General features: G+C 73.0%; 19 protein-coding genes. 13 read left to right on the top strand and 6 right to left on the bottom strand.

All coding sequences use genetic code 11. From position 1 onward, the window contains the following. Nucleotides 1-371: 371 nt before the first annotated feature. Both ACYVOM_RS28940 and ACYVOM_RS28935 read left to right on the top strand, forming a co-directional pair. Nucleotides 372-1,355, top strand: a complete 984-nt coding sequence (locus ACYVOM_RS28940) for a hypothetical protein (RefSeq protein ID WP_460306696.1) — start codon at nt 372-374, stop codon at nt 1,353-1,355. A 149-nt stretch (nt 1,356-1,504) separates the two neighbouring features. Continuing rightward, entirely contained in the window at nt 1,505-2,506 is a 1,002-nt protein-coding gene (locus ACYVOM_RS28935) for an NAD-dependent epimerase/dehydratase family protein (protein WP_460306695.1), read from the top strand. 42 nt (nt 2,507-2,548) lie between these two features. On the opposite strand, the gene ACYVOM_RS28930 is transcribed toward ACYVOM_RS28935, so the two are convergent. Next, nucleotides 2,549-4,420, bottom strand: coding sequence for a peptidoglycan D,D-transpeptidase FtsI family protein (locus ACYVOM_RS28930; protein ID WP_460306694.1), 1,872 nt, complete (start codon nt 4,418-4,420; stop codon nt 2,549-2,551). Nucleotides 4,421-4,646: 226 nt separating this feature from the next. Between ACYVOM_RS28930 and ACYVOM_RS28925 the strand changes: the two genes are divergently transcribed. Then, complete coding sequence (locus tag ACYVOM_RS28925) at nt 4,647-5,507, top strand: LLM class F420-dependent oxidoreductase (protein ID WP_460306693.1); 861 nt, start codon at nt 4,647-4,649, stop codon at nt 5,505-5,507. Between the two features lie 46 nt (nt 5,508-5,553). On the opposite strand, the gene ACYVOM_RS28920 is transcribed toward ACYVOM_RS28925, so the two are convergent. Together ACYVOM_RS28920 and ACYVOM_RS28915 are read right to left on the bottom strand one after the other, a co-directional pair. Beyond that, the gene (locus tag ACYVOM_RS28920) at nt 5,554-7,812 is read right to left on the bottom strand and encodes an ABC transporter permease (RefSeq protein WP_460306692.1); all 2,259 of its coding nucleotides are present in this window, start codon (nt 7,810-7,812) and stop codon (nt 5,554-5,556) included. Further along, nucleotides 7,809-8,483: an ABC transporter ATP-binding protein gene (locus ACYVOM_RS28915; protein WP_460306691.1), complete on the bottom strand. Its 675-nt coding sequence runs from the start codon at nt 8,481-8,483 to the stop codon at nt 7,809-7,811. Before ACYVOM_RS28915 ends, ACYVOM_RS28920 begins: the two co-directional genes overlap by 4 nt. Nucleotides 8,484-8,622: 139 nt before the next feature. On the opposite strand from ACYVOM_RS28915, the gene ACYVOM_RS28910 reads away from it, so the two are divergent. The 4 genes from ACYVOM_RS28910 to ACYVOM_RS28895 all read left to right on the top strand — a co-directional run bounded on the left by ACYVOM_RS28910 (nt 8,623) and on the right by ACYVOM_RS28895 (nt 11,875). Continuing rightward, a complete protein-coding gene (locus tag ACYVOM_RS28910; RefSeq protein ID WP_460306690.1) occupies nt 8,623-9,396 on the top strand; it encodes a sensor histidine kinase in 774 nt (257 codons plus the stop codon). Next, a complete protein-coding gene (locus tag ACYVOM_RS28905; protein ID WP_460306689.1) occupies nt 9,393-10,043 on the top strand; it encodes a response regulator in 651 nt (216 codons plus the stop codon). Before ACYVOM_RS28910 ends, ACYVOM_RS28905 begins: the two co-directional genes overlap by 4 nt. Before the next feature lie 211 nt (nt 10,044-10,254). Then, nucleotides 10,255-11,475 carry an MFS transporter gene (locus tag ACYVOM_RS28900; RefSeq protein WP_460306688.1) on the top strand — a complete coding sequence of 407 codons (1,221 nt, stop codon included), beginning with the start codon at nt 10,255-10,257 and terminating at the stop codon, nt 11,473-11,475. An 82-nt stretch (nt 11,476-11,557) separates the two neighbouring features. Continuing rightward, nucleotides 11,558-11,875, top strand: coding sequence for an ArsR/SmtB family transcription factor (locus tag ACYVOM_RS28895; protein ID WP_460306687.1), 318 nt, complete (start codon nt 11,558-11,560; stop codon nt 11,873-11,875). 378 nt (nt 11,876-12,253) lie between these two features. Here ACYVOM_RS28895 and ACYVOM_RS28890 read toward each other — a convergent pair whose 3' ends face one another. Then, complete coding sequence (locus tag ACYVOM_RS28890) at nt 12,254-12,949, bottom strand: tetratricopeptide repeat protein (protein ID WP_460306686.1); 696 nt, start codon at nt 12,947-12,949, stop codon at nt 12,254-12,256. 279 nt (nt 12,950-13,228) lie between these two features. Between ACYVOM_RS28890 and ACYVOM_RS28885 the strand changes: the two genes are divergently transcribed. From ACYVOM_RS28885 to ACYVOM_RS28875, 3 genes are all read left to right on the top strand, one after another. Continuing rightward, complete coding sequence (locus ACYVOM_RS28885; RefSeq protein WP_460306685.1) at nt 13,229-13,723, top strand: SRPBCC family protein; 495 nt, start codon at nt 13,229-13,231, stop codon at nt 13,721-13,723. 452 nt (nt 13,724-14,175) lie between these two features. Further along, the gene (locus tag ACYVOM_RS28880; protein WP_460306684.1) at nt 14,176-15,516 is read left to right on the top strand and encodes a histidine kinase; all 1,341 of its coding nucleotides are present in this window, start codon (nt 14,176-14,178) and stop codon (nt 15,514-15,516) included. Then, nucleotides 15,513-16,172 (top strand): response regulator transcription factor, encoded by a 660-nt coding sequence (locus ACYVOM_RS28875; protein ID WP_460306683.1) that lies wholly within the window; start codon nt 15,513-15,515, stop codon nt 16,170-16,172. The genes ACYVOM_RS28880 and ACYVOM_RS28875 overlap by 4 nt, the downstream gene beginning before the upstream one ends. Before the next feature lie 273 nt (nt 16,173-16,445). On the opposite strand, the gene ACYVOM_RS28870 is transcribed toward ACYVOM_RS28875, so the two are convergent. After that, nucleotides 16,446-17,105: a TetR/AcrR family transcriptional regulator gene (locus tag ACYVOM_RS28870; RefSeq protein WP_460306682.1), complete on the bottom strand. Its 660-nt coding sequence runs from the start codon at nt 17,103-17,105 to the stop codon at nt 16,446-16,448. Between the two features lie 100 nt (nt 17,106-17,205). On the opposite strand from ACYVOM_RS28870, the gene ACYVOM_RS28865 reads away from it, so the two are divergent. Then, nucleotides 17,206-18,453 carry a cytochrome P450 gene (locus ACYVOM_RS28865; RefSeq protein ID WP_460306681.1) on the top strand — a complete coding sequence of 416 codons (1,248 nt, stop codon included), beginning with the start codon at nt 17,206-17,208 and terminating at the stop codon, nt 18,451-18,453. 134 nt (nt 18,454-18,587) lie between these two features. After that, the gene (locus ACYVOM_RS28860) at nt 18,588-19,700 is read left to right on the top strand and encodes an FAD-dependent monooxygenase (RefSeq protein WP_460306680.1); all 1,113 of its coding nucleotides are present in this window, start codon (nt 18,588-18,590) and stop codon (nt 19,698-19,700) included. Between the two features lie 246 nt (nt 19,701-19,946). On the opposite strand, the gene ACYVOM_RS28855 is transcribed toward ACYVOM_RS28860, so the two are convergent. Continuing rightward, a complete protein-coding gene (locus ACYVOM_RS28855; RefSeq protein WP_460306679.1) occupies nt 19,947-20,504 on the bottom strand; it encodes an NAD(P)H-dependent oxidoreductase in 558 nt (185 codons plus the stop codon). Nucleotides 20,505-20,619: 115 nt separating this feature from the next. On the opposite strand from ACYVOM_RS28855, the gene ACYVOM_RS28850 reads away from it, so the two are divergent. Continuing rightward, complete coding sequence (locus ACYVOM_RS28850) at nt 20,620-21,264, top strand: TetR/AcrR family transcriptional regulator (RefSeq protein WP_460306678.1); 645 nt, start codon at nt 20,620-20,622, stop codon at nt 21,262-21,264. Nucleotides 21,265-21,406: the final 142 nt, after the last annotated feature.

The following is a 21,406-nucleotide window of genomic DNA, read 5'->3' as shown; positions in this document are numbered from 1 at the left end:
CACCGCCTGCCGCAGACCCTAGCGTGGAAACGGACATTCGTCCCACGTGTCCCGCCGCGAGACCCCTCCTAAAAAAAGTGACCACCTGGACATCCGAAAGGGCTGGTTCAGGGCGACATTAATAGGGAATTTTGGCCCCTTACGGTCGCCAAATGAGAATTTCACTCACTTTTGCGGCGTTTCCGCAGGCCACGGCGCTCGTATCACAGTGAACTCCCGTTGAAAATACCGCGACGGGAGTATTTCTTGATGGGATACATCGTTCTACTGTGCGGAACATAGTTTCCGTTCCTGCACCGTCCGGGGCCCGTCACCAGCGGGTTCCCGGCGGGCTCACACCCCCCAACGCAGCACCGAGCACAGGAGAGACAGTGAAGGTCACCATCCGCCGGCCGCGCAAGGTCCTGGCCGCCGTCGTCGCCGCGGCCGCCGCACTCGTGGCGCCCCTCGTCGCGGCCACGCCCGCGAGCGCCGCGGTCACCTGCAACAACTACTCCTCGTCCACCTCCACCTGTGTGAACGAGACCATCACCATCGGCGGCTCGTCCTACAGCACCGACTGGTACTTCCCGAACGGCACCGCGACCGCGCTCGCGCTCGTCGAGCACGGCTTCAGCCGCGGCTGCGGCAACCTGCGCGGCACCTCGAAGGCCATCGCCGAGCAGGGCGTCATGGTCTTCTGCGTCAACGCCGACATGACCGGCGGCAACGCCGACCTCGCGAACACCCTGGGCGCGGCGCTCTCCGCCCGCACCCTGACGCCGCCGAGCGGCAAGGCCCTGCCCGTGAAGTACATCGTCGGCGGGCACTCCGCCGGCGGCCACTTCGCCTCCGCGGTCGGCGCCAAGCTCAACAACGACGGCTACGCGAACCTCAAGGGCGCGATCCTCTTCGACCCGGTCGCCAGCGACGGCTTCACCGCCAACCTGCAGGCCATCTCCCAGAACGGCGCCCGCCCGGTCCTGTCCGTCGCGGCCCGCCCGAGCGTCATCAACCTGTTCAACAACTCCTTCGGCGCCCTCGCCGACCTCGGCGCGGACTTCGTCGGCGTCCAGCTCGTCTGGACCAAGTACGTGCTCGGCTCGCCCAACGGCGGCTCCTGCCACATCGACTCCGAGGGTGAGAACACCGACGTGATCGGCGTCGCCGGCGCGCTGTGCTCGCCGAACTCCACCCAGACCGCCCGCCTGCGCGGCATGGCCGCCACCTGGGCCAAGGACCTGGCGACCGGCTCGTACACCGCCACGCACTACTGCACCGACTCCGACGACCTGAGCACCTGCGGCTCGTACCTCAACACCTTCCTCGCCCCCTCGGGCAGCCTTCCCCTCGCCGCGGTCATCCCCAACAGCTGACCCCTGCGCACCTCCCCTGAGGCCCGGCCCCCGGCCGGGCCTCTTCCTTTTCCCTGTCCTTCCCCGTCCTCGGATCCCCGCCGTCGCTTTTCTCTGCCGTCGGCAGAGGACGGCGCGCGGGACGGCCTCCGGATGATCGGATGGAGCGCATGGAGATCCTCGTACTGGGCGGAACCGCCTGGGTCGGACGGGAAGTGGCGGCGCGGGCGACGGCCAGGGGCCACCGGGTGACGTGCCTGGCGCGCGGGGAGAGCGGCGCGGCGGCTCCGGGAACCGATCTCGTGACGGCCGACCGACGCGACCCCGCCGCCTACCGGGCGCTGCCCGACCGGGACTGGGACGCGGTCGTCGAGGTCTCGTGGCAGCCCGGCTTCGTCCGGGACGCGCTCGCCGCGCTCGCCGACCGCGCCGGGCACTGGACCTACGTGTCGTCGTGCAGCGTCTACGCCTCCCACGCCGAGGCCGGTGCCGACGAGTCCGCGGCGGTCCTGCCCGCGACCGGCCGCCGCGAGGCGGACCGCGCGGTGTACGGGGAGGCGAAGGCGGCCTGCGAGGAGGCGTCCCGCGCAGCTGCGGGCGACCGGCTCCTCGTCGCGCGGGCGGGCCTCATCGGCGGCCCCGGCGACCACACGGGGCGCACCGGCCACTGGGCCGCGCGCGCCGCCCGCGACCCGCGGGGCCCGCTTCTCGTGCCCGACGCCCCCGGCCTCCCCACCCAGGTCGTCGACGTCCGCGACCTCGCCGATTGGCTCCTCGACTCCGCAGAGCAGGGCACGACGGGCGCCTACGACGCCGTGGGCCCGGTCCTCCCCTTCGCCGAATGGACCGGCCTGTCCCGTGCGGCCGCCGGACACACGGGCCCCGTCGTCGCCGCCGACCCCGCCTGGCTGCTCGCCCAGGGCGTCGCGGAGTGGGCGGGCCCGGACTCGCTACCGCTGTGGCTCGCCGACCCCGCCCTCGCCGGATTCACCGCCCGCAGCGGCCGGGCCGCCCTCCGCGCGGGCCTCCGCCACCGTCCGCGCGCCGACATGATCGCCGACACCCTCGCCTGGGAGCGGGCGCAGGGCCTCGACCGGCCGCGCGGCGCGGGCCTCAGCGCCGAGCGGGAGCGCGAACTCCTCGCACTGCTCGCCGAAAAGGGCGGCGGCTGACGATTCACCGCAGTTCCGCGAACGGCTCCGGGGCCCTCCTCGTCAGTCGTCCGTCAGGCGCAGCGCGGGAGGGACGGTCCCCGTCGGCGGGACCTTGAGGGTGCGCAGGGAGAAGTCGAGCAGCGCGCGGAACACCGGGGCCGCCACGTCGCCTCCGAAGTAGCCCTTGCGGGGATTCTGGAGCACGATCTGGACGACGGCCTTCGGGTCGTCGGCCGGGGCGAAGCCCGCGAACATGCCGGTGTGGCCGTCGTACCCGCCGACCGTCCCGTCCGGGTTCGGTTTCGCCGGGTCGTAGCGGTTCGCGGTGCCTGTCTTGCCCGCCACCCGGTAGCCGCCCAGGGCCGCTTCGCGGGCGGTGCCGCGGTCGACGGCGGCCTCCAGCATCGCGCTCACCTGCCGCGCGGTGCCCTCGCCGACCACCCGGCGGCGCGGCGGCTCCGGCGCGGGCTCGAACCCGCCCCCGGCGTCGTAGGTCCCGGCGACGACCGTCGGGGCGACCCGGACGCCCCCGTTCGCGATCGTCGCGTAGACGCTCGCCATCTGCAGGGAGCTGACGGACACCGCCTGCCCGTAGGAGATCGGGTAGCGGTCGGCGCCGCTCCACTCCCCGGGCGGCGCGAGCAGCCCGGACGTCTCGCCGGGAAGGCCGACCCCCGTCGGCTCGGCGAGCCCGAACGCCCGCAGGTAGCGGTACAGGTCCTCGTTCGCGAGGGGCTCCCCGGCCAGGATCGTGCCGACGTTGCTCGACGCGGCAAGGACGCCCGCGAACGTCAGCCGCTGGGTCGGATGCCACTTCGCGTCATGGAACTCCTCGCCCGCCCGCCGGATCGAGTACGGCACAGTGAACACCTGCTCGGGCGCGGCCAGGCCCTCCTCCAGCAGCGCCGCCGCGGTGACGACCTTGCCGGTGGAGCCGGGCTCGAACGGCTCCTCGACGGCGAGGTTGCGAAGCGCCGACGCGGGCGCCTCCTGGTAGGCGTTCGGGTCGAAGACCGGCGCGGAGGCCATGGCGAGGATCCGCTGGTCGGGGGTCATGACGATCGCGGTGCCCCAGTCGGCGTCGTGCTCCTCGACGGCCTGCGCGATGAGCTCCCCGGCCTTCCACTGGACGTCCTGGTCGATGGTGAGCCTGAGCCCCCGGCCCGCGACGGGCGGCACACCGCGTCCGTCGCCCAGCGGGATCCTGCGGCGGCCTCCGTCCAGTTCGACCTGCTGCCAGCCGTCGGTGCCCTTCAGCAGCGCGTCGTACTGGAACTCCAGGCCCGCGCCGCCGTCGCCGTCGGCCTTGACGAAACCGACGAGGTGCGCGGCGAGCACGTCGGCGGGGTAGACGCGGCGCGGCTCGGCGAACGTGCCGATCGCGCGGTGCCCGAGCGCGGTAATGAGCTTCGCGCGCTCCGGCGGGACCCGGTGCGCGATCTCGACGTACCGGGTCTTCGGCTCGGCCAGGCGCGCCGCGACGCCCGCCGGGTCGAGACCGAGCACACCGGCCAGCCGGGCGGCGAGTTCCTCCCGCTCGGCGGCTTGGACCAGGGACGGGTCGGCGAAGACGCCGAACGCGTCCTGGCTCATGGCGAGGCGGGCGCCGCTCGCGTCGGTGATGGGCCCGCGCTCGGCGTGCAGCTCGATCCGGTGCTCGCGCTGGACGCGGGCCCGTTCGGCGTAGGCCGGGGCGTCGAGGCCCTGGACGCGCACGAGGCGCCCGGCGCACAGCGCGATGAGGAACGCGACGATCAGCAGGGCCGCGTTGAGCCTTCTGGCCGGGGGCGACAGCGGCATCGGTGAAGGGCGACGGCGCGCACGGCCGCCCTTGGCGCGCGGGCTGTCGGTCCGCTCAGGCGGACGGCGGCGGACGGCGGGCCTGCCGGGCGGCGGCCTGCGCGCGCCGCCGTCACGCGGCGGTCGCGGCATGGGACACCCCGGACTCGCTCATGGCCGTGAGACTAGGCCACCGCCTGGGGAATTCTCCGGATTACACCTTCCGCGTGTTTCGACCGCCGAACCCGCCCCACCGTCGCGCCCCGTCGTGGCCGGGACGCGGGAGGCCGGGGGAATAGAGTGCGGCCGACAACCGATCTTGATGAGGTGCGCGGCCGACCCGGGCCCGCCACCGACGAAACGAACGAAAGGGGCGTCCATGGAGCTCTCCGGTGTGGGTGTGTGGAGCCAGCAGCTGCGGTACGGCAAGGCGGAGGAGGCCGCCGAGGCCGCCGCGGAGCTCGAAGAACTCGGATACAGCGCGCTCTGGATCCCCGACGTCGGCGGGCCCGTCTTCGACGCCGTGGGCAACCTCCTGTCCGCGACCCGCGAGACCGTCGTCGCGACCGGCATCCTCAACCTCTGGATGCACGAGCCCGAGGTCGCCGCCGCCGCCCACGCCTCCCTCACCGCGGCGCACGGCGACCGCTTCCTCATGGGCATCGGCGTCAGCCACGCCCCGCTCGTGGACCAGGCCGAGGAAGGCCGCTACCGACGCCCCCTCGCCGCGATGGGCGCCTTCCTCGACGGCCTCGACGCGGCGGCCCCGCCCGTCCCGACCGCCTCCCGCGTCCTCGCGGCCCTCGGCCCGAAGATGCTGGACCTCGCCGGTAGGCGCGCGCACGGAGTCCACCCCTACCTGGTGACGCCCGAGCACACCCGCGTCGCCCGCGAGGCCCTCGGCGAAGGCCCCCTGGTCCTGCCCGAGCAGACCGTCATCCTGACGTCCTCCGCCGACGAGGCCCGCGCCATCGGCACCGACTGGCTCAAGTCGTACCTGTCCCTGCCGAACTACGCCAACAACGTCCTGCGCCTGGGCTTCACCCAGGACGACATCGACACCGTCAGCGACGCCCTCTTCAACGCCTTCCTCGCCTGGGGCGACGAGTCCGCCATCGCCGCCCGCGTGGCCGAGCACCGCGCCGCGGGCGCCGACCACGTCGCCCTCCAGGTCCTCACCGCCGACCAACGCGCCTTCCCTCGCGCCGAATGGCGCCGCCTCGCCGCCGCCCTCGTCTGACCGACGGCGCGGGCCCGCTCCCGGTTTGGAGAGCGGGCCCGCGGCGCTATTCGGAGCGGAGGGCCGCCGCGGTGGTGGTGCGGGCGGCCCAGGTGGCGGGGATGAACGCGCCGGCCAGGGCTATCGCGGTGCCGGCGAGGGTGAAGAGGACCAGGGAGAGCCAGGGGTAGATCTCGGTGATGCCGTAGGGGAGGTCGACGCCTCCGGAGGAGGCGATCATCGGGAGGACGCGGGCGTAGGCGGCGAGGCCCAGAGGGATGCCCAGGAGGCCGCCGGTCAGGCCCAGGAGCGCCATCGAGGACAGGACTATGGCGAGGACCTGGCGCGGGGTCGCGCCCAGGGACTTGAGGATGCCGAAGTCGCGGGCCCGGTCGCGGGTGTTGAGGACGACGGTGTTGAAGACGCCGAGTCCGGCGATCGCGGCGATGCCGAGGGTGAGGACCGCCATGAGGGCGAGGACCACGGTGCGGCCCGTGTCGCCGTTCTCGGTGAGGGCGTAGGCGCTGAGGCCGTCGGCGCGCAGGGACGCGACGAAGTCGTCGGCCGAAGTGCCGGGGGCGAGGGTGATCTCCAGGTCCCGGAAGGCCGCGTCGGGGAAGAGCGAGCGCAGGGACGCCGGATCGGTCATCAGGGCGTGGTCGTCGTCCTGGATGGCGGTGCCGACGATGGTGAGGCGGAGCTGCCGGGATTCGGCGGCCGCCGTGATGACGTCGCCGATCCTCAGGCCGGCCTTGCTGAGCAGCGGCCCGGTCGCGACGACCTCGCCGGGGCCGCGCAGCCAGCGGCCCCCGGTGAGCCGGTAGCCGTGCGAGTCCGCCGGGTCGCCCTCGTAGGCCTGGACCGTGACCGTGCGGGACGTCCCGGCGACGCGCCCCTCCTCGATCTGCGTCGAGACGACCTTCGCGGTGCCGGGCCTGCCTTCGACGTCGGCGCGGTCGCCGGTCGCGCCGACCTGGTAGACGCCCTCGCGGCTTTCGTCCCCGTAGTAGGCGTTGATGGTCTGCTGGAGACCGAAGGAGAAGACCGCGGCCGCCACGCCCATCAGCACCGCGCCGACGGTCAGGAACGAGCGGCCCGGGCGGGCGAACGGCAGGCCCAGCCCGAGGCTGACCGCGCGCGGCAGCCGCGTCCGCGCGAGCAGCAGTTGGACGCGCTGCGCCCGGCCGCGCGCCGAACGCGGTCCCGCGCCGAGCGCCAGCGCCGCGGGCAGCCGCCCGGCCCGCACGGCGGGGACGAGCGCGGTGACGGCGGCGACCGCGAGGACCCCGGCGAACGCCGCGACGTCCACGGCGACGGACACCCCGTCGGGCGTCGGCAGGTCGAAGGACACGCCCATCGCCTCGGCGAGCAGCCGGGCCAGCGCGTTGCCGACCACGATGCCGACTCCCGCGCCCAGCACCGCGGGGATCGCGATCATCACCAGGTAGACGGCGGTGACCTGCGCGGGAGTGAACCCGATGGCCTTCAGCACCCCGATGTGCCGGATGCCCGACACGACCGCCCCGCCGACCACGTTCCCGATGATGAGCACCGCCACGAGCAGGCTGGCGATCCCGAACGCGCCGAGGAACGGGATCGCGGTCTTGGCCCCGTCGGTGGCCTCCTGGCGCGGCACCAGGTAGGACTGGCTCCCGTTGAAGGCCAGGCCCCCCGCCACGGCCGCCGCAGGCGTCCCGGTGTCCGCGAGCCGGTACAGCATCTGGAGGTCGCCTCCGTCGGCGAGCTGCCCGGGGACGATCCAGCCGTCGGCCGACCCGGTGATGGACCGCGCCACGCCCACGATCGTGAAGGACCGCCCGTCGGTGAAGGCCGCCTTCGTGCCGAGCACGGGCACCGGGAAGTCGCTCGGGACCTGGGCGGCCGACAGGACGATCTCGCCCGGAGCGGTCGCCCAGCGGCCCTCGCGGAGCGTCAGCCGGTCGACGGGATCGGCGTCGGAAGGGGTGCGCTCGGCGAGGAGGTACGGCCCCGGCGGCAGCGAGATGGGAGCGCCCGGCACGCCCTCGTCCTTCGGCACCGGGATCTCCGCGAGGGCCGTCCGGAACGGGCCCGCCGAGGCGGTGACACCCTCGGCCCGGGCCGTCGCCGCCACGTCCTCGCGCGCCGCCGCACCGGCGTAGGAGACCGTCAGGTGGGCCCCGTCCACCTGCGCGAAGGCCCGGTCGTACGGGCCGTCGACGGTCACCAGCAGGCCCAGCGCGAGCACGGACATCGCGGTGGACAGCGCCAGGACCGCGCCCGTGATCACCGTCTGGAGCCTGCGGCGGCGCACCGCGTGCAGCGCCGCCCGCCACACCGCCCTCATCGGACGGGCTCCGGCGCGACGGTCCCGTCGGCGAAGTGCACGATCCGGTCGGCGCAGCGGGCGGCGAGCCGCTCGTCGTGGGTGACGATGAGGAGGGTCTGGCCGATCTGGTTGAGGTCGAGCAGCAGATCCATGACCTGCTCGCCCGAGCGGGAGTCGAGCGCGCCGGTCGGCTCGTCGGCGAGGAGCAGCGCGGGCCGGTTCATCAGCGCCCGCGCGACGCCGACCCGCTGCCGCTCCCCGCCCGACAGCACGACGGGGTAGGCGCCGCTCCGGTCGGCGACGCCGAGTTCGTCGAGGAGTTCGAGCGCGCGTTTCTTGGCCTCCTTGCGCGGCGTGCCTATGAGTTCGGCCGTCAGCATGACGTTCTCCAGCACCGGCAGGTCGTCGAGCAGGTTGAAGAACTGGAAGACCATGCCGATCCTGCGGCGGCGGTAGCGCGCCAGAGCGGTCTCCGACAGCGCGGTGATGTCCTCGCCGTGGATGACGATCCGGCCCGACGTGGGCCGGTCCAGGCCCGCGATCATGTTGAGGAGCGTGGACTTCCCCGAGCCCGACGGGCCCATCACCGCGACCGCCTCACCCGCCGCGATGGCGAGGGTGACGCCGTCGAGGGCGACCGCCTCGCCGTACTCCTTGCGCACTCCGGTGAGCTGCACCATCTGTTCCATGACGCCGAAGGTAGAACCGGGAGGAAGGCGGGCGCATCGGGCGGCGGATGTAGCTCTGCGGGCCCGTCATCCGCGCGATGTACGGGGGTCGGCTGCGCGGAGGATGGCCCGATGCGTCCGGAGACGGGAGAATGGCGGCATGCTTCCGGTCTGGGCGGTCGTGCTGCTCGTCGCGGTCCCGTGCGCGTGGGCGCTGCGGGAGCGGCGGCTGCGCCTGCGCGAACGCGGCACGCGGACCTGGGACCTGGAGCGGGAGCGCGAGGGGGCGGCACGGCAGGCGGTCGAGGCCGAGCGGGCCCGGGTCGCCCGCGATCTGCACGACATCGTGAGCCACAGCGTGAGCGTCATGGTCGTGCAGGCGGGCGCGGCCCGGCTCGGGACCGACGGCGAGACCGAGGAGGCGCTGCTGGCCGTCGAGCGGACCGGGCGGGAGGCGATGACGGAGCTGCGGCACCTGCTCGGCGTCCTCGCCCCCTCCGCCGACGGCGACGAGCTGACGCCGCAGCCGACGCTCGGCCGGCTCGGCGGGCTCGTCGACCGGGTCGCGTTCGCGGGCCTGCCCGTCGAGGTCATGGTGAGCGGCGAACCCCGGGAGCTGCCCGCCGGACTCGACGCCACGGCCTACCGGGTCGTCCAGGAGGCGCTGACCAACGCGCTCAAGCACGGCGCGGCAGACGCGCGCGCGGAGGTGCGCGTCTCCTACGGGACGCGCAGCCTGCGCGTCGAGGTGCTCAACACAGGGCCGTCCGTGCTGGCGGGCACAGGCGCGCCGCCGCCCGCACAGACGAAGGACGGCCGCGGCCTTGCCGGACTGCGCGAACGCGTCGCGGTGTACGGCGGCGACCTGGACGCGCGCCGTAGGCTCGGCGGAGGCTATCGGGTCCGCGCACGCCTCCCGTTGGACGGCCGGTGAGCGGGCCGCCGAGGGTGCTGATCGCCGACGACCAGACGCTGGTCCGCGGCGGCTTCCGGATGATCCTCGCCAAGGGCGGCATCGAGGTCGCCGGGGAGGCCGCGGACGGCCGCGAGGCGGTCGCCCAGGCACGCCGCCTGCGGCCCGACGTGGTGCTCATGGACCTCCGCATGCCCGAGATGGACGGCCTCGAAGCGACCCGCCGCGTCCTCGCCGACGCCCCGGACTGCCGGGTCCTCATCCTCACCACCTTCGACCTCGACGGTTACGTGTACGCCGCGCTCGCCGCCGGGGCCAGCGGGTTCCTCCTCAAGGACGTCACGCCCGAGCACCTCGTCGCGTCCGTCCGGCTGGTCTCGACCGGCGACGCGCTGCTCGCCCCGTCGATCACCCGCAGGCTCGTCGAGCGCTTCGCCAGACCGGGCCCTGCCCCTGAGGGCCTCGACGACCTCACTCCGCGCGAAACCGAAGTCCTGCGCCTCCTCGGCGGCGGCCTGTCGAACGCCGAGATGGCCGCCCGCCTCGTCCTCAGCGAGGCCACCGTGAAGACCCATGTCGCGCGCATCTTCGCCAAGCTCGGCCTTCGGGACCGCGCCCAGGCCGTCGTGGTCGCCTACGAATCCGGCCTCATCACGCCCCGCGCCTGACCGCGATCCGCGCTTTCTCGCACGGCGGTGCCGGGGGCCGGCGCCTCCATGGGTCCTGCCGACGGCCAGGACGCATCGCACCGCCCGCCCGTCGCGCCGAGCCCCTTCCCGTCCGCCCGTTCCCCTGTGCGGGCGGGGCGGGCGCTGTTACGATCGCCGCGCTAGTTCGATATTCGACGAACAACGAACTATGAGAGATCGGAATCCTCGCATGGAGAACGTCTCCGTCGATTCGGCCACCGCGGTGCCCGCGCCTCCCCGTGCCTCCCGGATCGGCCTCGTCGGATTCACGACGATGTTCGTGATCGGGACCGACACCCTCCTCGTCACGCCCCTCCTGCCCGAACTCACGCGCGCCTTCGACGTCTCCACCGAGGTCTCCGGCTGGATGGTGAGCGCCTACGCGCTCGGATACGCACTGCTGGCCCTCATCGCCGGACCCCTGTCGGACGGCCTCGACCGGCGGCGCGTCCTGTTGTCCGGCCTGCTGGCCTTCAGCGCCGCGACGGCGCTCTGCGGCTGCGCGACGGGCTTCTGGTCGATGGTGGCGCTGCGGTTCCTCGCCGGGACCGCCGCGGCCTTCGTCTCCCCGCAGATCTGGGCGTCCATCCCGGCGCTGGTGCCGCCCGACCGGATCGTCCGCACGATGGGGTTCGCGACGGCGGGCCTGTCCACCGCGCAGTGCCTCGGCATCCCCCTCGGCGGCTGGCTCGCGACCGTCACGTGGCGGCTGTCCTTCTGGGCGATCGGCGCGGTCGCCCTCGTCGTCTGGCTGGTGCTGCTGAAGGCGTTCCCCTCGGTGCCGGCCGCGTCCGGAGCCGGGCGCGGGCTGCGCGACGCGCCGCGCCTGTACGGCGCGGTCCTCGGCAGCCGAAGGCTCACGCTCTTCCTCCTCGGCTACTTCGTCTACCAGACGGGGAACTTCGGCTCCTTCTCGTTCATCGGCACCTGGCTCGTCCGCGACTTCGGGCTGAGCATGGGCGCGCTGAGCGCGGCGATGGTCGCGCTGGGCGTCGGCAACGTGGCGGGCTCGCTGCTGACCGGCCGCGTCACCGCCAGGATCGGGCCGCACCGCGCGCTCCTGCTCGGGCTCGCCTACTCGGTGGCGCTCTTCTGCGCGGTGCCCTTCGCGCCGAACCTCGCGGTCGCGCTCGTGCTGCTGTCCCTGATCGTCGCCGGGGTCGGGTTCATGTTCCCCGTCTTCATGACCCTGCTCCAGCAGGAGGCGGGCGACGCGCGCGGCACCGTCGCGTCGCTCGCGAACGCGGTGATGTACGCGGGGACCACCCTCGGCGCCGTCCTCGGCGGCCTGCTCATCACCGGCGTCGCCGGGTTCTACGGCATCGCCGCCTTCACGGTCGCGACCCTGCTGACGTCGGCCGCCGGCTTCGCCGCCGCAGGAGTGTTCCGGCCGCGGACCGCCACCGCGTGAGCCTGCCTTAGGTTAGGAGTGCCGAGTGTGCGGCGACGGGAGATCCCCGACGACGCACCGGATCCCCGACGAGGAGGCGCCCGTGCGGACCCCGCTCTTCCACCCCGACCGGGCGGACCTCTCCCTCGACCAGGTGCTGCACGCCCTCAGCGACCCGCTCCGCCGCGACATCGCCGCCCGCCTCAACCGCCGCGGACCCCTGCCCTGCGGCGATTTCCAGTACCCGATCGCCAAGTCCACCCTTTCGCACCACCTCAAGGTCCTCCGCGAGTCGGGCCTGGTCCACACCGAGATCCGAGGGAACACCCGGATCATCCACCTCCGTCGCGAAGACCTGGACGCCCGCTTCCCCGGCCTTCTCGACGCCGTCGCCATCCCCACCCCGGCCGAAGCCCCCTGACCTCGACCACGCCGACCCGAGCCCACCCCGCCATGTGCGGGCATCCGGATTCGGGATGCGAAGAGGCACCCCTTCCGACAGCTGTTCAACCGGACGGCCGTGCACCTGCTGGAGGCGGGCCTCCTGCTCCCGGCGGGGATCACGAAGCTGACCCGTCCGGCCGCCGAGGTCCGCAGCGCGGAGCGCATCAGGGCGATCATCGAGGCGGAGCTCGGCCTCGTCGGCCGGCTCTACGGTCTTATCGCGTGCGGCGGCGGGGGATGCCCGCCGCCGTCCAGAGCGGAACGCCCCCGCCGCGGCCCGGTCACGTCGGACGGGCTCGCCGGCCGGACGCGGGAATCGGCGCCTCGTTCTTCAGGTGAGTCGGCGCCCCGTTCTTCAGGTCAGGGACGAGCGCTGGCGGGATGCCTCGGCGGCCAGGACATGGCCGGACTCGATGACGCGGTCGAACACCGGACGGGCGCCGTCGGCGTCTCCCGCGCGCTTGAGGAGCACCCCCAGGGCGAATCCCGCCCGGGCGGCGTGGTCCGGGTGCCCCGAGGAGATCGCCCGCTGGTAGGCGGCCCGCGCCCCCGGAACATCTCCCGCGCGGGCCAGGAGAAGACCCAGGTCGAAGGCCGCCGCCGGCGCGTGCTCGGGGTGGCCCGAGTCGATCGCTTGCCCGTAGGCGAGGCGCGCCCCCGGAACATCGCCTCCCGCACCCAGCAGGACCCCCAGGTCGAAGGCGGCCTTCGGACCGTGCTCGGCGTGCCCGGAGCCGATCGCCGTCTCATAGGCGGCCCGCGCCCCGGCCGGGTCACCCTCCCGTTCGAGGAGCTGCGCCAGGTGCACCGTCGCCCGCGGCCCCTGCTCGGCATGCCCGGAATCCATCGCCACGGCGAAGGCCGCCCGCGCGTCGTCCGCCTGGTCCCACTCCGCCAGCAACTGCCCGAGATCGACCGCCGCCCGCGGCGCGTACTCCGGATCCCCGGACTCGATCACCCGCGCATACGCGCCGCAGGCCCCCTGCACGTCACCCCGCCCGGCCAGCCCCCGAGCCGCCTCGAACGCCTCAGCGCCATCTCCCGCACTCATGCACCCTTCCCCCCAGCCCGAACAGCGGACTTCCCGCCGCTCCGCGGCCCACCCATCGATCTACTCACCTCCCCATTCTCCCCCGCCCCACCACGCCCGCGCCTCCTCCCCGCCCCTCCCCCAAACCCGCCCCGCTGCCGCGGGCCCGTCGGGCCACCCGCCCTGGACCTCAGCCGCCCACCGCTGCGTCCAGTCGGGGGACCCAAGGCACAGGGGACCCAACGGGTGTTCGACGGGGCGTCCAGTAGGCTCTCGGGACTCGCGTGGGAGGAGCCCGGTATGGGGCGGACGATGGTGGTCACGGGAAGCGTGTTCGTCGAGGTGGCGCCGGACGTCGCCTACTCGGCGGTGAGCGACCCCACGCAGATGGGCCGGTGGAGCCCGGAGAACCTGGGCGCGACGATGCGGGACCCGGGTCCGGTACGCCTGGGGACGGTGTTCGACGGTCGCAACAGGCGCGGGCCGGTCCGGCGGACGACCCGGTGCACGGTCACCGCGGTCGAGCCAGGGCGGCACTTCGCGTTCCGGGTGGGCAAGATCGGGCTGAAGCGGCCGTTCCTCCCCTCGCCGATCGCGACATGGGAGTACCGGTTCGAGGCCGAAGGCGACGGCACGCGCGTCACCGAGATCTGGACCGACGACCGCAAGGGCTGGCCCGACTCCGTCGCCGACGTCTTCGACCGCATCGCGACCCGCGGCAGCACCTTCGCCGACTTCCAGCGCCGCAACATCGACACCACCCTCCGCAACCTCAAAGCCGCCCTCGAAGCCTGATCGCGGCCGGCCCCGCGCGGACGGTAAGTCGCGGTCGGATCTCGGGCCGACCGCGCCCACCGCGACGCCGAGGACGATCATGATCAGGTAGGCGTAGGTCTCGTAGCCGCTGGGCGCCAGAAACCTGACGAAGCCCATGAAGTGCGGCCAGCCGAGCCAGAGGTGCAGCAGGCCGCTCACCCCGCCGACGAGCAGGACGAAGCAGAGCGCGTTCCGCACGGGGGTGAGCGGTGACTTCCGAGATTCCGGTGACGGCGGCTTCCGAGATTCCGATGAGGATTCCGATGAAGAGGACATGCCCCGATCGTGTCCCGTCCCGCCGCGTCGGCGCCTCGGCACAAAGACCGCGCCCGGAAGACTTAAGTCTCGCGATCATCGGCCGCAGTCGTACTTAAGTACCGAAAACCCGCGTGACCTCGCAGGCCGGGGCGGGGAGCGCATAAATTCGGGGCATGGAGCACACGGGCAGGAGCAGGCGGGACCTCGCTGCGGACGCGGCGGCCCTCGTTCTCTCCGCCTGCTTCGCGGCCCTCAGCGGGCCGAACCTGGAGCTGCCGGAAGATCTCTCCACGCGCGAGCTCGAGCAGATCGTCGGCGGGCTCGGGTGCGCGGCCCTTCTCCTGCGCCGCCGCCACGCGTTCGGCCTCGCGGTCGTCCTGCTGCTGCTGGGCAACATCACGCACTATCTGACGGGCCCTGTGCTCGTCGCGGTCTTCACCGTCGCCGCAGCGCGTCCCGCCAGAGAGACGGCCGGGATCGCCGTCATCGCGTTCACGCCCGCCGTGCCCTTCCTCATCAGGTTCGCCGAGGCGCCGCCGGAGCGCCGTGCGCAGGCGCTCATCTATTTCGCACTCGTGCTCAGCGCGATCGGCTGGGGCCTGTGGCGCCGCTCGCGCAGGCTGCTGCTCGCCTCTCTGCGCGAACGCGCCGAACTCGCCGAGGCCGGCGCGGAGCTGCGCGCCGAGCGGGCCCGTCAGGAGGCGAGAGAGGAGATCGCCCGGGAGATGCACGACGTCCTCGGGCACCGGCTCTCGCTGCTCAGCCTGTACGCGGGCGCACTGCAGTACAACGAGACGGCGAGCCGTGAAGAGACCGCCCGGGCGAGCGGACTCATCGCCGAGAACGCCAGGCTCGCCCTCACCGAGCTCCGCGAGGTGATCGGAGTACTGCGCGCCAGGCAGGGCGCGGACGAGCGGCCGCAGCCCTGCCTCGAAGATCTCGGTCGGCTGGTGGAGGAGGAGCGCGCCGCAGGCGGGAGGATCGCGCTGATCCTCCCGAAACTGGGCGCGGCACCCGCCTCCGTCGGACGGGCCGCCTATCGGATCGTCCAGGAGACGCTGACGAACGCGCGCAAGCACGCACCCGGCACGGCGGTCGACGTCGCCGTATCGGGCGGGCCAGGGCGCGGTCTCACGATCCAGGTCGCCAACCCGCTGCCACCGGGCGTGCCTTCGCCCGAAGGTCACGGGCTCCTCGGCCTCGTCGAACGCGCCCGCATGGCCGGCGGTGATCTCACCGCGGGCCCCTGCGGAGACGTGTTCCAGGTCTCCGCCTGGCTGCCCTGGCCGGAGACCGTGCCGAAGGCCCAGCCAGAAACCACGTCGAAGACCGCGCCAGAGTCGGAGCAGGAGACCACGTCCGAGACCACACCGGTGACCGAGCGAGAGGCCGAGCCGGAGACCAAGTGGGAGGCCACGCCAGGGGCCACGATGGAGACTGGACCAGGGGCCGGACCGGAGCAGCGAACCGCTTCTGCTCACGAGTTGAAGAGCGTGCCGGAGGGGGCTCGATGATCGGTGTCCTGCTCGTCGACGACGATCCGATGGTCAGGGCAGGGCTGCGGCTGATGCTGGGCGGGGCACCCGACGTGCGCGTGGTCGCCGAAGCGGCCGACGGCGCCGAGGTGCCCGCGCTGGTGGCCGCCCACCAGCCCGATGTGGTCCTCATGGACGTCCGGATGCCCGGCGTCGACGGCGTCACCGCCACCCGGGCCGTACGCGAGCGCCCCGACGCTCCGGAGGTCCTCATCCTGACCACGTTCCACGTCGACGCGCACGTGCTGGACGCGCTGCGCGCCGGGGCTGCGGGCTACCTGCTGAAGGACACCCGCCCCGAGGACCTCGTCACGGCGATCCGCACGGTCCGCGCGGGCGATCCGGTTCTCTCCCCCGCCGTCATGCGCGGGCTGATCCTCCAGGTGACGGGCACCTCCGAGCGCCGCGACCGCGCCGCCGCCGCGCGCGCCCGCCTCGGCCTGCTCGCCGATCGGGAGCACGCGGTCGCCCATGCCGTCGGCCGCGGCCTGTCCAACACCGAGATCTCCCGCGAACTCCACATCGCCCTGTCCACGGTCAAGACCCACGTCTCCCAGATCCTCACCCGCCTGGACCTCGACAACCGAGTCCAGATCGCCCTCCTCGTCGCCGACGCCAACCTCCCCACCCCCTGACCGACCTCTGCCGGGCCGTTCCAGCCGAGCTCCGGAGGCGCTGCGGCTGGGCCGGCGCAGGTACTGCGGGCCTGTTGCCGGATGGCGCGGCGCGCGAACCGCGCCCTTCCGACAGAGGCGTTGTGGCGATCGGCGTTGCGGCCCGTTGTCAGAAGAGCGGGGCATCCCCGTGATGACGGGGTGCGCCGCGGTTACGGGCGTTGTAGCCGAGGGCGTGTTCAGCCGAGCAAGGGCGCCGCCGTGATGACGGGGCGAGGTGGTGACGGGCGTTGCTCAGGGCAGGGGTGGGGTCGCTGTGATGATGGGGGCCAGGTGGTCGCGGGCGAAGGTGGCGGCTTGGGCGGGGTCTTCGAGGTTCAGGGTGGGGTCGGGGTAGAGGCAGTGGGAGACGACCAGGCGGGCGAGGGTGTCGGCGGCGAGGAGTTGGCGGGGGCCCTGGGCGGGTGGGTAGAGGACCTGGAGGAGGAAGGAGCGGATGAGGAGGACGACCGGGTCGCCTTCGGAGGAGGGACCGGGCAGGGGCGGGATGGTGTCGTTGCGCAGGAGGGAGCTGAGGTCGCCTTCGCGGGCGTAGGCGAGGGCCAGGACGAAGCCTGTGGCGACCTTCTCCGGCACCGTCTCCTCGGCCTCGATGCGGGCGCGGGCGAGGGTCAGGGCGCGGCGGGCCTCCTCGATGAGGACTGCCTTGAGCAGGCGTTCCTTGCCGACGAACCTGCGATGGACGGTGACGCGGGCGACTCCGGCCCGGCGGGCGATCTCCTCGATCCGGGCCCGCCGGATGCCCAGCTGGACGAACTCCGCGCGGGCCGCGTCGAGGATGCGCCGGTCGATGTCGTCCCGGGGTCCCGCGACGGGGTCGAAAACCTCGGCGATGAAGGAGACGCGCCCCGCGTCGAGCGCCGCGCCCAGCTCAGCCGAATCCGATTCGGTCATCTTCTTCCCTGTCCCATGCGCGCATGATACAAAGTGCGAAAAATGACTCTTTGACTCCCTCCCCGAAGACGCACCGCGTCCCACCCCCACGGAGATGATCATGAGCAACACCGTGGAGCAGGCCGGCCTCTCCCTCGCGGACCCGAAGGCCTACCTCGACGAGGAGCGCCTGCACGCCGACCTCTCCCTCCTGCGCCGCGAATCCCCGGTGCACCGGGTCGAGGCGCCGGACTACAACCCGTTCTGGGCCGTCACCAAGCACGCCGACATCATGGAGATCGAGCGCGACCACGCGCTGTGGATCAACCGGCCCCGGCCGCTGCTGGCCAACGCCGAGTTCGACCGCCTCCAGGAAGAGCAGCGCGCCCAGGGCATGGCCCTTTCCACGCTCATCCACATGGACGACCCGCACCACAGGGTGGTGCGCGCGATCGGCGCCGACTGGTTCCGGCCGAAGGCGATGCGCGCCCTCCAGCCCCGCATCGACGAGCTGGCCCACCGCTACGTCGACCGCCTCGCGGAGCTGAACGGCGAATGCGACTTCGTCCAGCAGGTCGCGGTGCACTACCCGCTGTACGTCATCCTCTCGCTGCTCGGCCTGCCCGAATCGGACTTCCCGCGCATGCTGAAGCTCACCCAGGAGCTGTTCGGCGGGCAGGACGAGGAGCTCCAGCGCGGCACCACCGCCGAAGAGCAACTCGCCGCGCTGTTCGACTTCTTCAACTACTTCAACGCGGTCACCGCCTCCCGCCGCGCCGAGCCCACCGACGACCTGGCCTCCGCCATCGCCAACGCGAAGATCGACGGCGAGTACCTGAACGACGTGGACGTCGCCTCTTACTACGTCATCATCGCCACCGCCGGGCACGACACCACGAGCTCCACGATCTCCGGCGGCCTGCACGCGCTCATCGAGAACCCCGGCGAGCTGCGCCGCCTCAAGGACGACCCGGGCCTGCTCACCCTCGCGACCGACGAGATGATCCGCTGGGTCACCCCCGTCAAGGAGTTCATGCGCACCGCGACGCGCGACACCGAGGTGCACGGCGTGCCCATCGCCGCGGGCGAGTCGGTGCTGCTGTCCTACCCCTCGGCCAACCGCGACGAGGACATCTTCGACGACCCGTTCCGCTTCGACGTCGGCCGCGACCCCAACCGCCACCTCGCGTTCGGCTTCGGCGTGCACTACTGCCTCGGCGCGGCGCTGGCCCGCATGGAGATCAAGGCCCTCTACAACGCCCTCCTGCCGCGCCTGGACTCGATCGAGCTCGCGGGCACGCCCGAATGGACCGCCACGACCTTCGTCGGCGGGTTGAAGCACCTGCCGATCCGCTACACGATGCGCTGACACCACTGACACCACTGACAAGCACTGCCACCACCGATCCTCCCCCGGCCCCGTCACCTGTGCATTCTCTCCCGCGACGGGGCCGCCTCCGCCTCCCTCAGATGAGGGATGAGGATCGGGGCAAGGAGGTTTTCATGCCCAGGGTGATCGTGATCGGCGGCGGGATCGGCGGGCTGGCGGCCGCCGCGGCTTTCAAGAAGGCGGGATGGTCGGTCCGGGTCGTCGAACGGGCCGCGGAGCTGCGCGAGGTCGGCTCCGGCCTCGCGATCGCGCCGAACGCGCTGCGGGCGCTGGACACGCTCGGCGTCGGCGAGGCGGTGCGCTCCCTCTCGCGTATCCAGGGCGACGGAGGCATCCGCCGCCCTGACGGGAGGTACCTGAACCGCAACAGCGCCGAGGCCGCGCAGGCGAGGTTCGGCCAGCCGACGGTCGTGCTGCTGCGGTCCGCGGTGGTGGAGGTGCTGGCGTCCCTGCTCGGCGGCGGGGAACTGAGCCTGGACACCGAGGTGACGGCCGTCGACGCCGTCGGCGGGGAGGTCACGACCACGCGCGGTGCCGAGCGCGGCGACCTGGTCGTCGCCGCGGACGGCATCGGGTCGCGGGTGCGCCGCGCGCTGTTCCCCGAGCACCCGGAGCCGGCGTACACGGGCCTGACGGCCTGGCGGATGCTCGCCCGCGCGCCCGGCCTGTCGGTGCCGTTCGGCGAGACGTGGGGCCGCGGCCTCGTCTTCGGCGTGATGCCCGTCGCGGGCGACCAGGTGTACTGCTACGCGACGGCCCCCGCCCCGGAAGGCGAGCGGGCCCCCGACGAGAAGGCCGCTCTGACCGCCCTGTTCGGCGGCTGGCACGCGGACGTGGCGGTCCCGCTCGCCGCGGTCGACCCCGCGGCGGTCCTGCGCAACGACGTCCGCACGATGGTCCGCCCCCTGCCCGCCATGCACCACGGGAAGGTCGCGCTGCTCGGCGACGCGGCCCATCCGATGACCCCGAATCTCGGCCAGGGGGCCTGCCAGGCCATCGAGGACGCCGTCGTCCTCGCGCACGCCGCCGCGCGCGGTGGCGGCCTCACCGCCTACACCGCCGAACGACTCCCCCGTACCTCCCGCATCGTCCGCACGTCAGCCCTCATCGGCCGCCTCACCGCCCTGCGCAGGCCCGCCGCCGTCGCCGTCCGCGACTTCGCCCTGCGCAGCGCCTCCCTGCGCCAGGCGGACTCCATCTTCGGCTGGCGCCCTCCGACCGCCTGAGCCGGGCTTCCAGACGACGGCACGGCTCCGCCTGCTCCCCGCCGAGCCAAATTCCGTTAGGCGGTCGGCAGGGCAGCGCATCGGTACAGGGGATGAATCGACAGATCCCCGGGCTGCGGGGCCTTCGTCTCGGCGACGAGACCCGGAGCGAGCCCGTTCACGTGGGCATGGGAAAAGCCGGACGCCCGAGGCGGGCGTCCGGCTTTTGATGTGTGCGACGGGAGGTCTTGTCCCTTGGTCTCGTCGTCAGGCGACGGGCTGGGCGGAGGCGGCGACCTGGCCGAGGACCTCGGAGAGCTTCTCGACGACCTCGGCGTCGTCGGCCGGGTGGGTCTCGGCGAAGCGCACGATGGAGCCGGGGATGGAGAGCTTGACGTCTCCGAGCACGTTGGCGCCGGCGATGCCGACGGCCTTGCGGGTCTCGTCCTGGGCCCAGACGCCGCCGTACTGGCCGTACGCGGTGCCGACGACGGCGGTCGGCTTGCCGCCGAACGCGCCCTCGCCGAACGGGCGGGACAGCCAGTCGATGGCGTTCTTCAGCACGGCCGGGATGGTGCCGTTGTACTCGGGCGAGAACAGCAGGAACGCGTCGGCGCGGCCCGCGGCCTCGCGCAGCGCCGCCGCCTCGACCGGGAGGGAGCCCGCCACGTCGATGTCCTCGTTGTAGAAGGGCACGCTGCCGAGGCCCTCGTAAAGCTCGATCTCCACGCCCTCGGGGGCGTGCTTCACAGCGGCCTCGGCGAGCTGGCGGTTGTGCGAACCGGCGCGAAGGCTGCCGACGAGGGCGAGGATCCGGACGGACATACGTTCTCCTTCAGGGAAAGGGTCAGTGAGGCAAGCGGACCGCAGTCCACTTGGACGTCTCAGAGCTTAAACGGACCCGGGTCCATTTTCATTCCGCCGCGGCTACTCTAGGAGTGTGACCGACCACATCGCCCCGGGGAACCCCTCTTCGATCCGCGCCGAAGGGGCGCTCCTCCCGCTCTTCGGCGAGCCGTCCCCCCTGCGTGCGGACGCCGAGCGCAACCGCCTCCGGCTGCTGGAGGCCGCCTCCCGGCTCCTGGTGGAGCACGGTGTGGCACATCTCACCATGGAGTCGGTGGCCGCGGCGGCGGGCGTGGGCAAGGGCACCGTCTTCCGCCGGTTCGGCGACCGCGCCGGCCTCCTGATCGAACTCCTCAGCCACCACGAGGAGAAGTTCCAGGCCGCCTTCCTGACGGGCCCGCCGCCGCTCGGCCCCGGCGCCCCCGCCCTCGACCGCCTGCACGCGTTCGGGCCCGCCGCCCTGCGCCACGAGAGCGGCCGCCGCGACCTGATCCTCGCCTCGCGCACCGACCCCGTCCGCCAGTACGGCGTCCCGGCGAACAACCTGCGCGCGAGCCATCTGGCGATGCTGCTGCGCGAGGCCGGCGTCTCCGGCGATCCGCACCTTCTCGCCCGCACCCTCCTGGCCTCGCTCGACACGGCCCTGGTCGAGTTCCTCACCACCCGCCAGCGCGTTCCGCTCCCACGGCTCGAAGCCTCCTGGCACCACCTCGTGGGACGCCTCGCCGCCGACCGCTGAGCCGGATCTCTCCGGTCGCGGCGGCTTCGGCGGACGATAATAGACAGTGTCCATCGTCGCGGAGTAGCCTTTCCGCGAGGCGGGTGGGGGATTGCACGCTCTGCCCGCCTCCGCTCACCGCGCCTCCGCCCGCCTGAGAGAC

The sequence above is a fragment of the Actinocorallia aurea genome (assembly GCF_054783995.1).
This window is presented reverse-complemented; position numbering and strand designations above follow the sequence as displayed.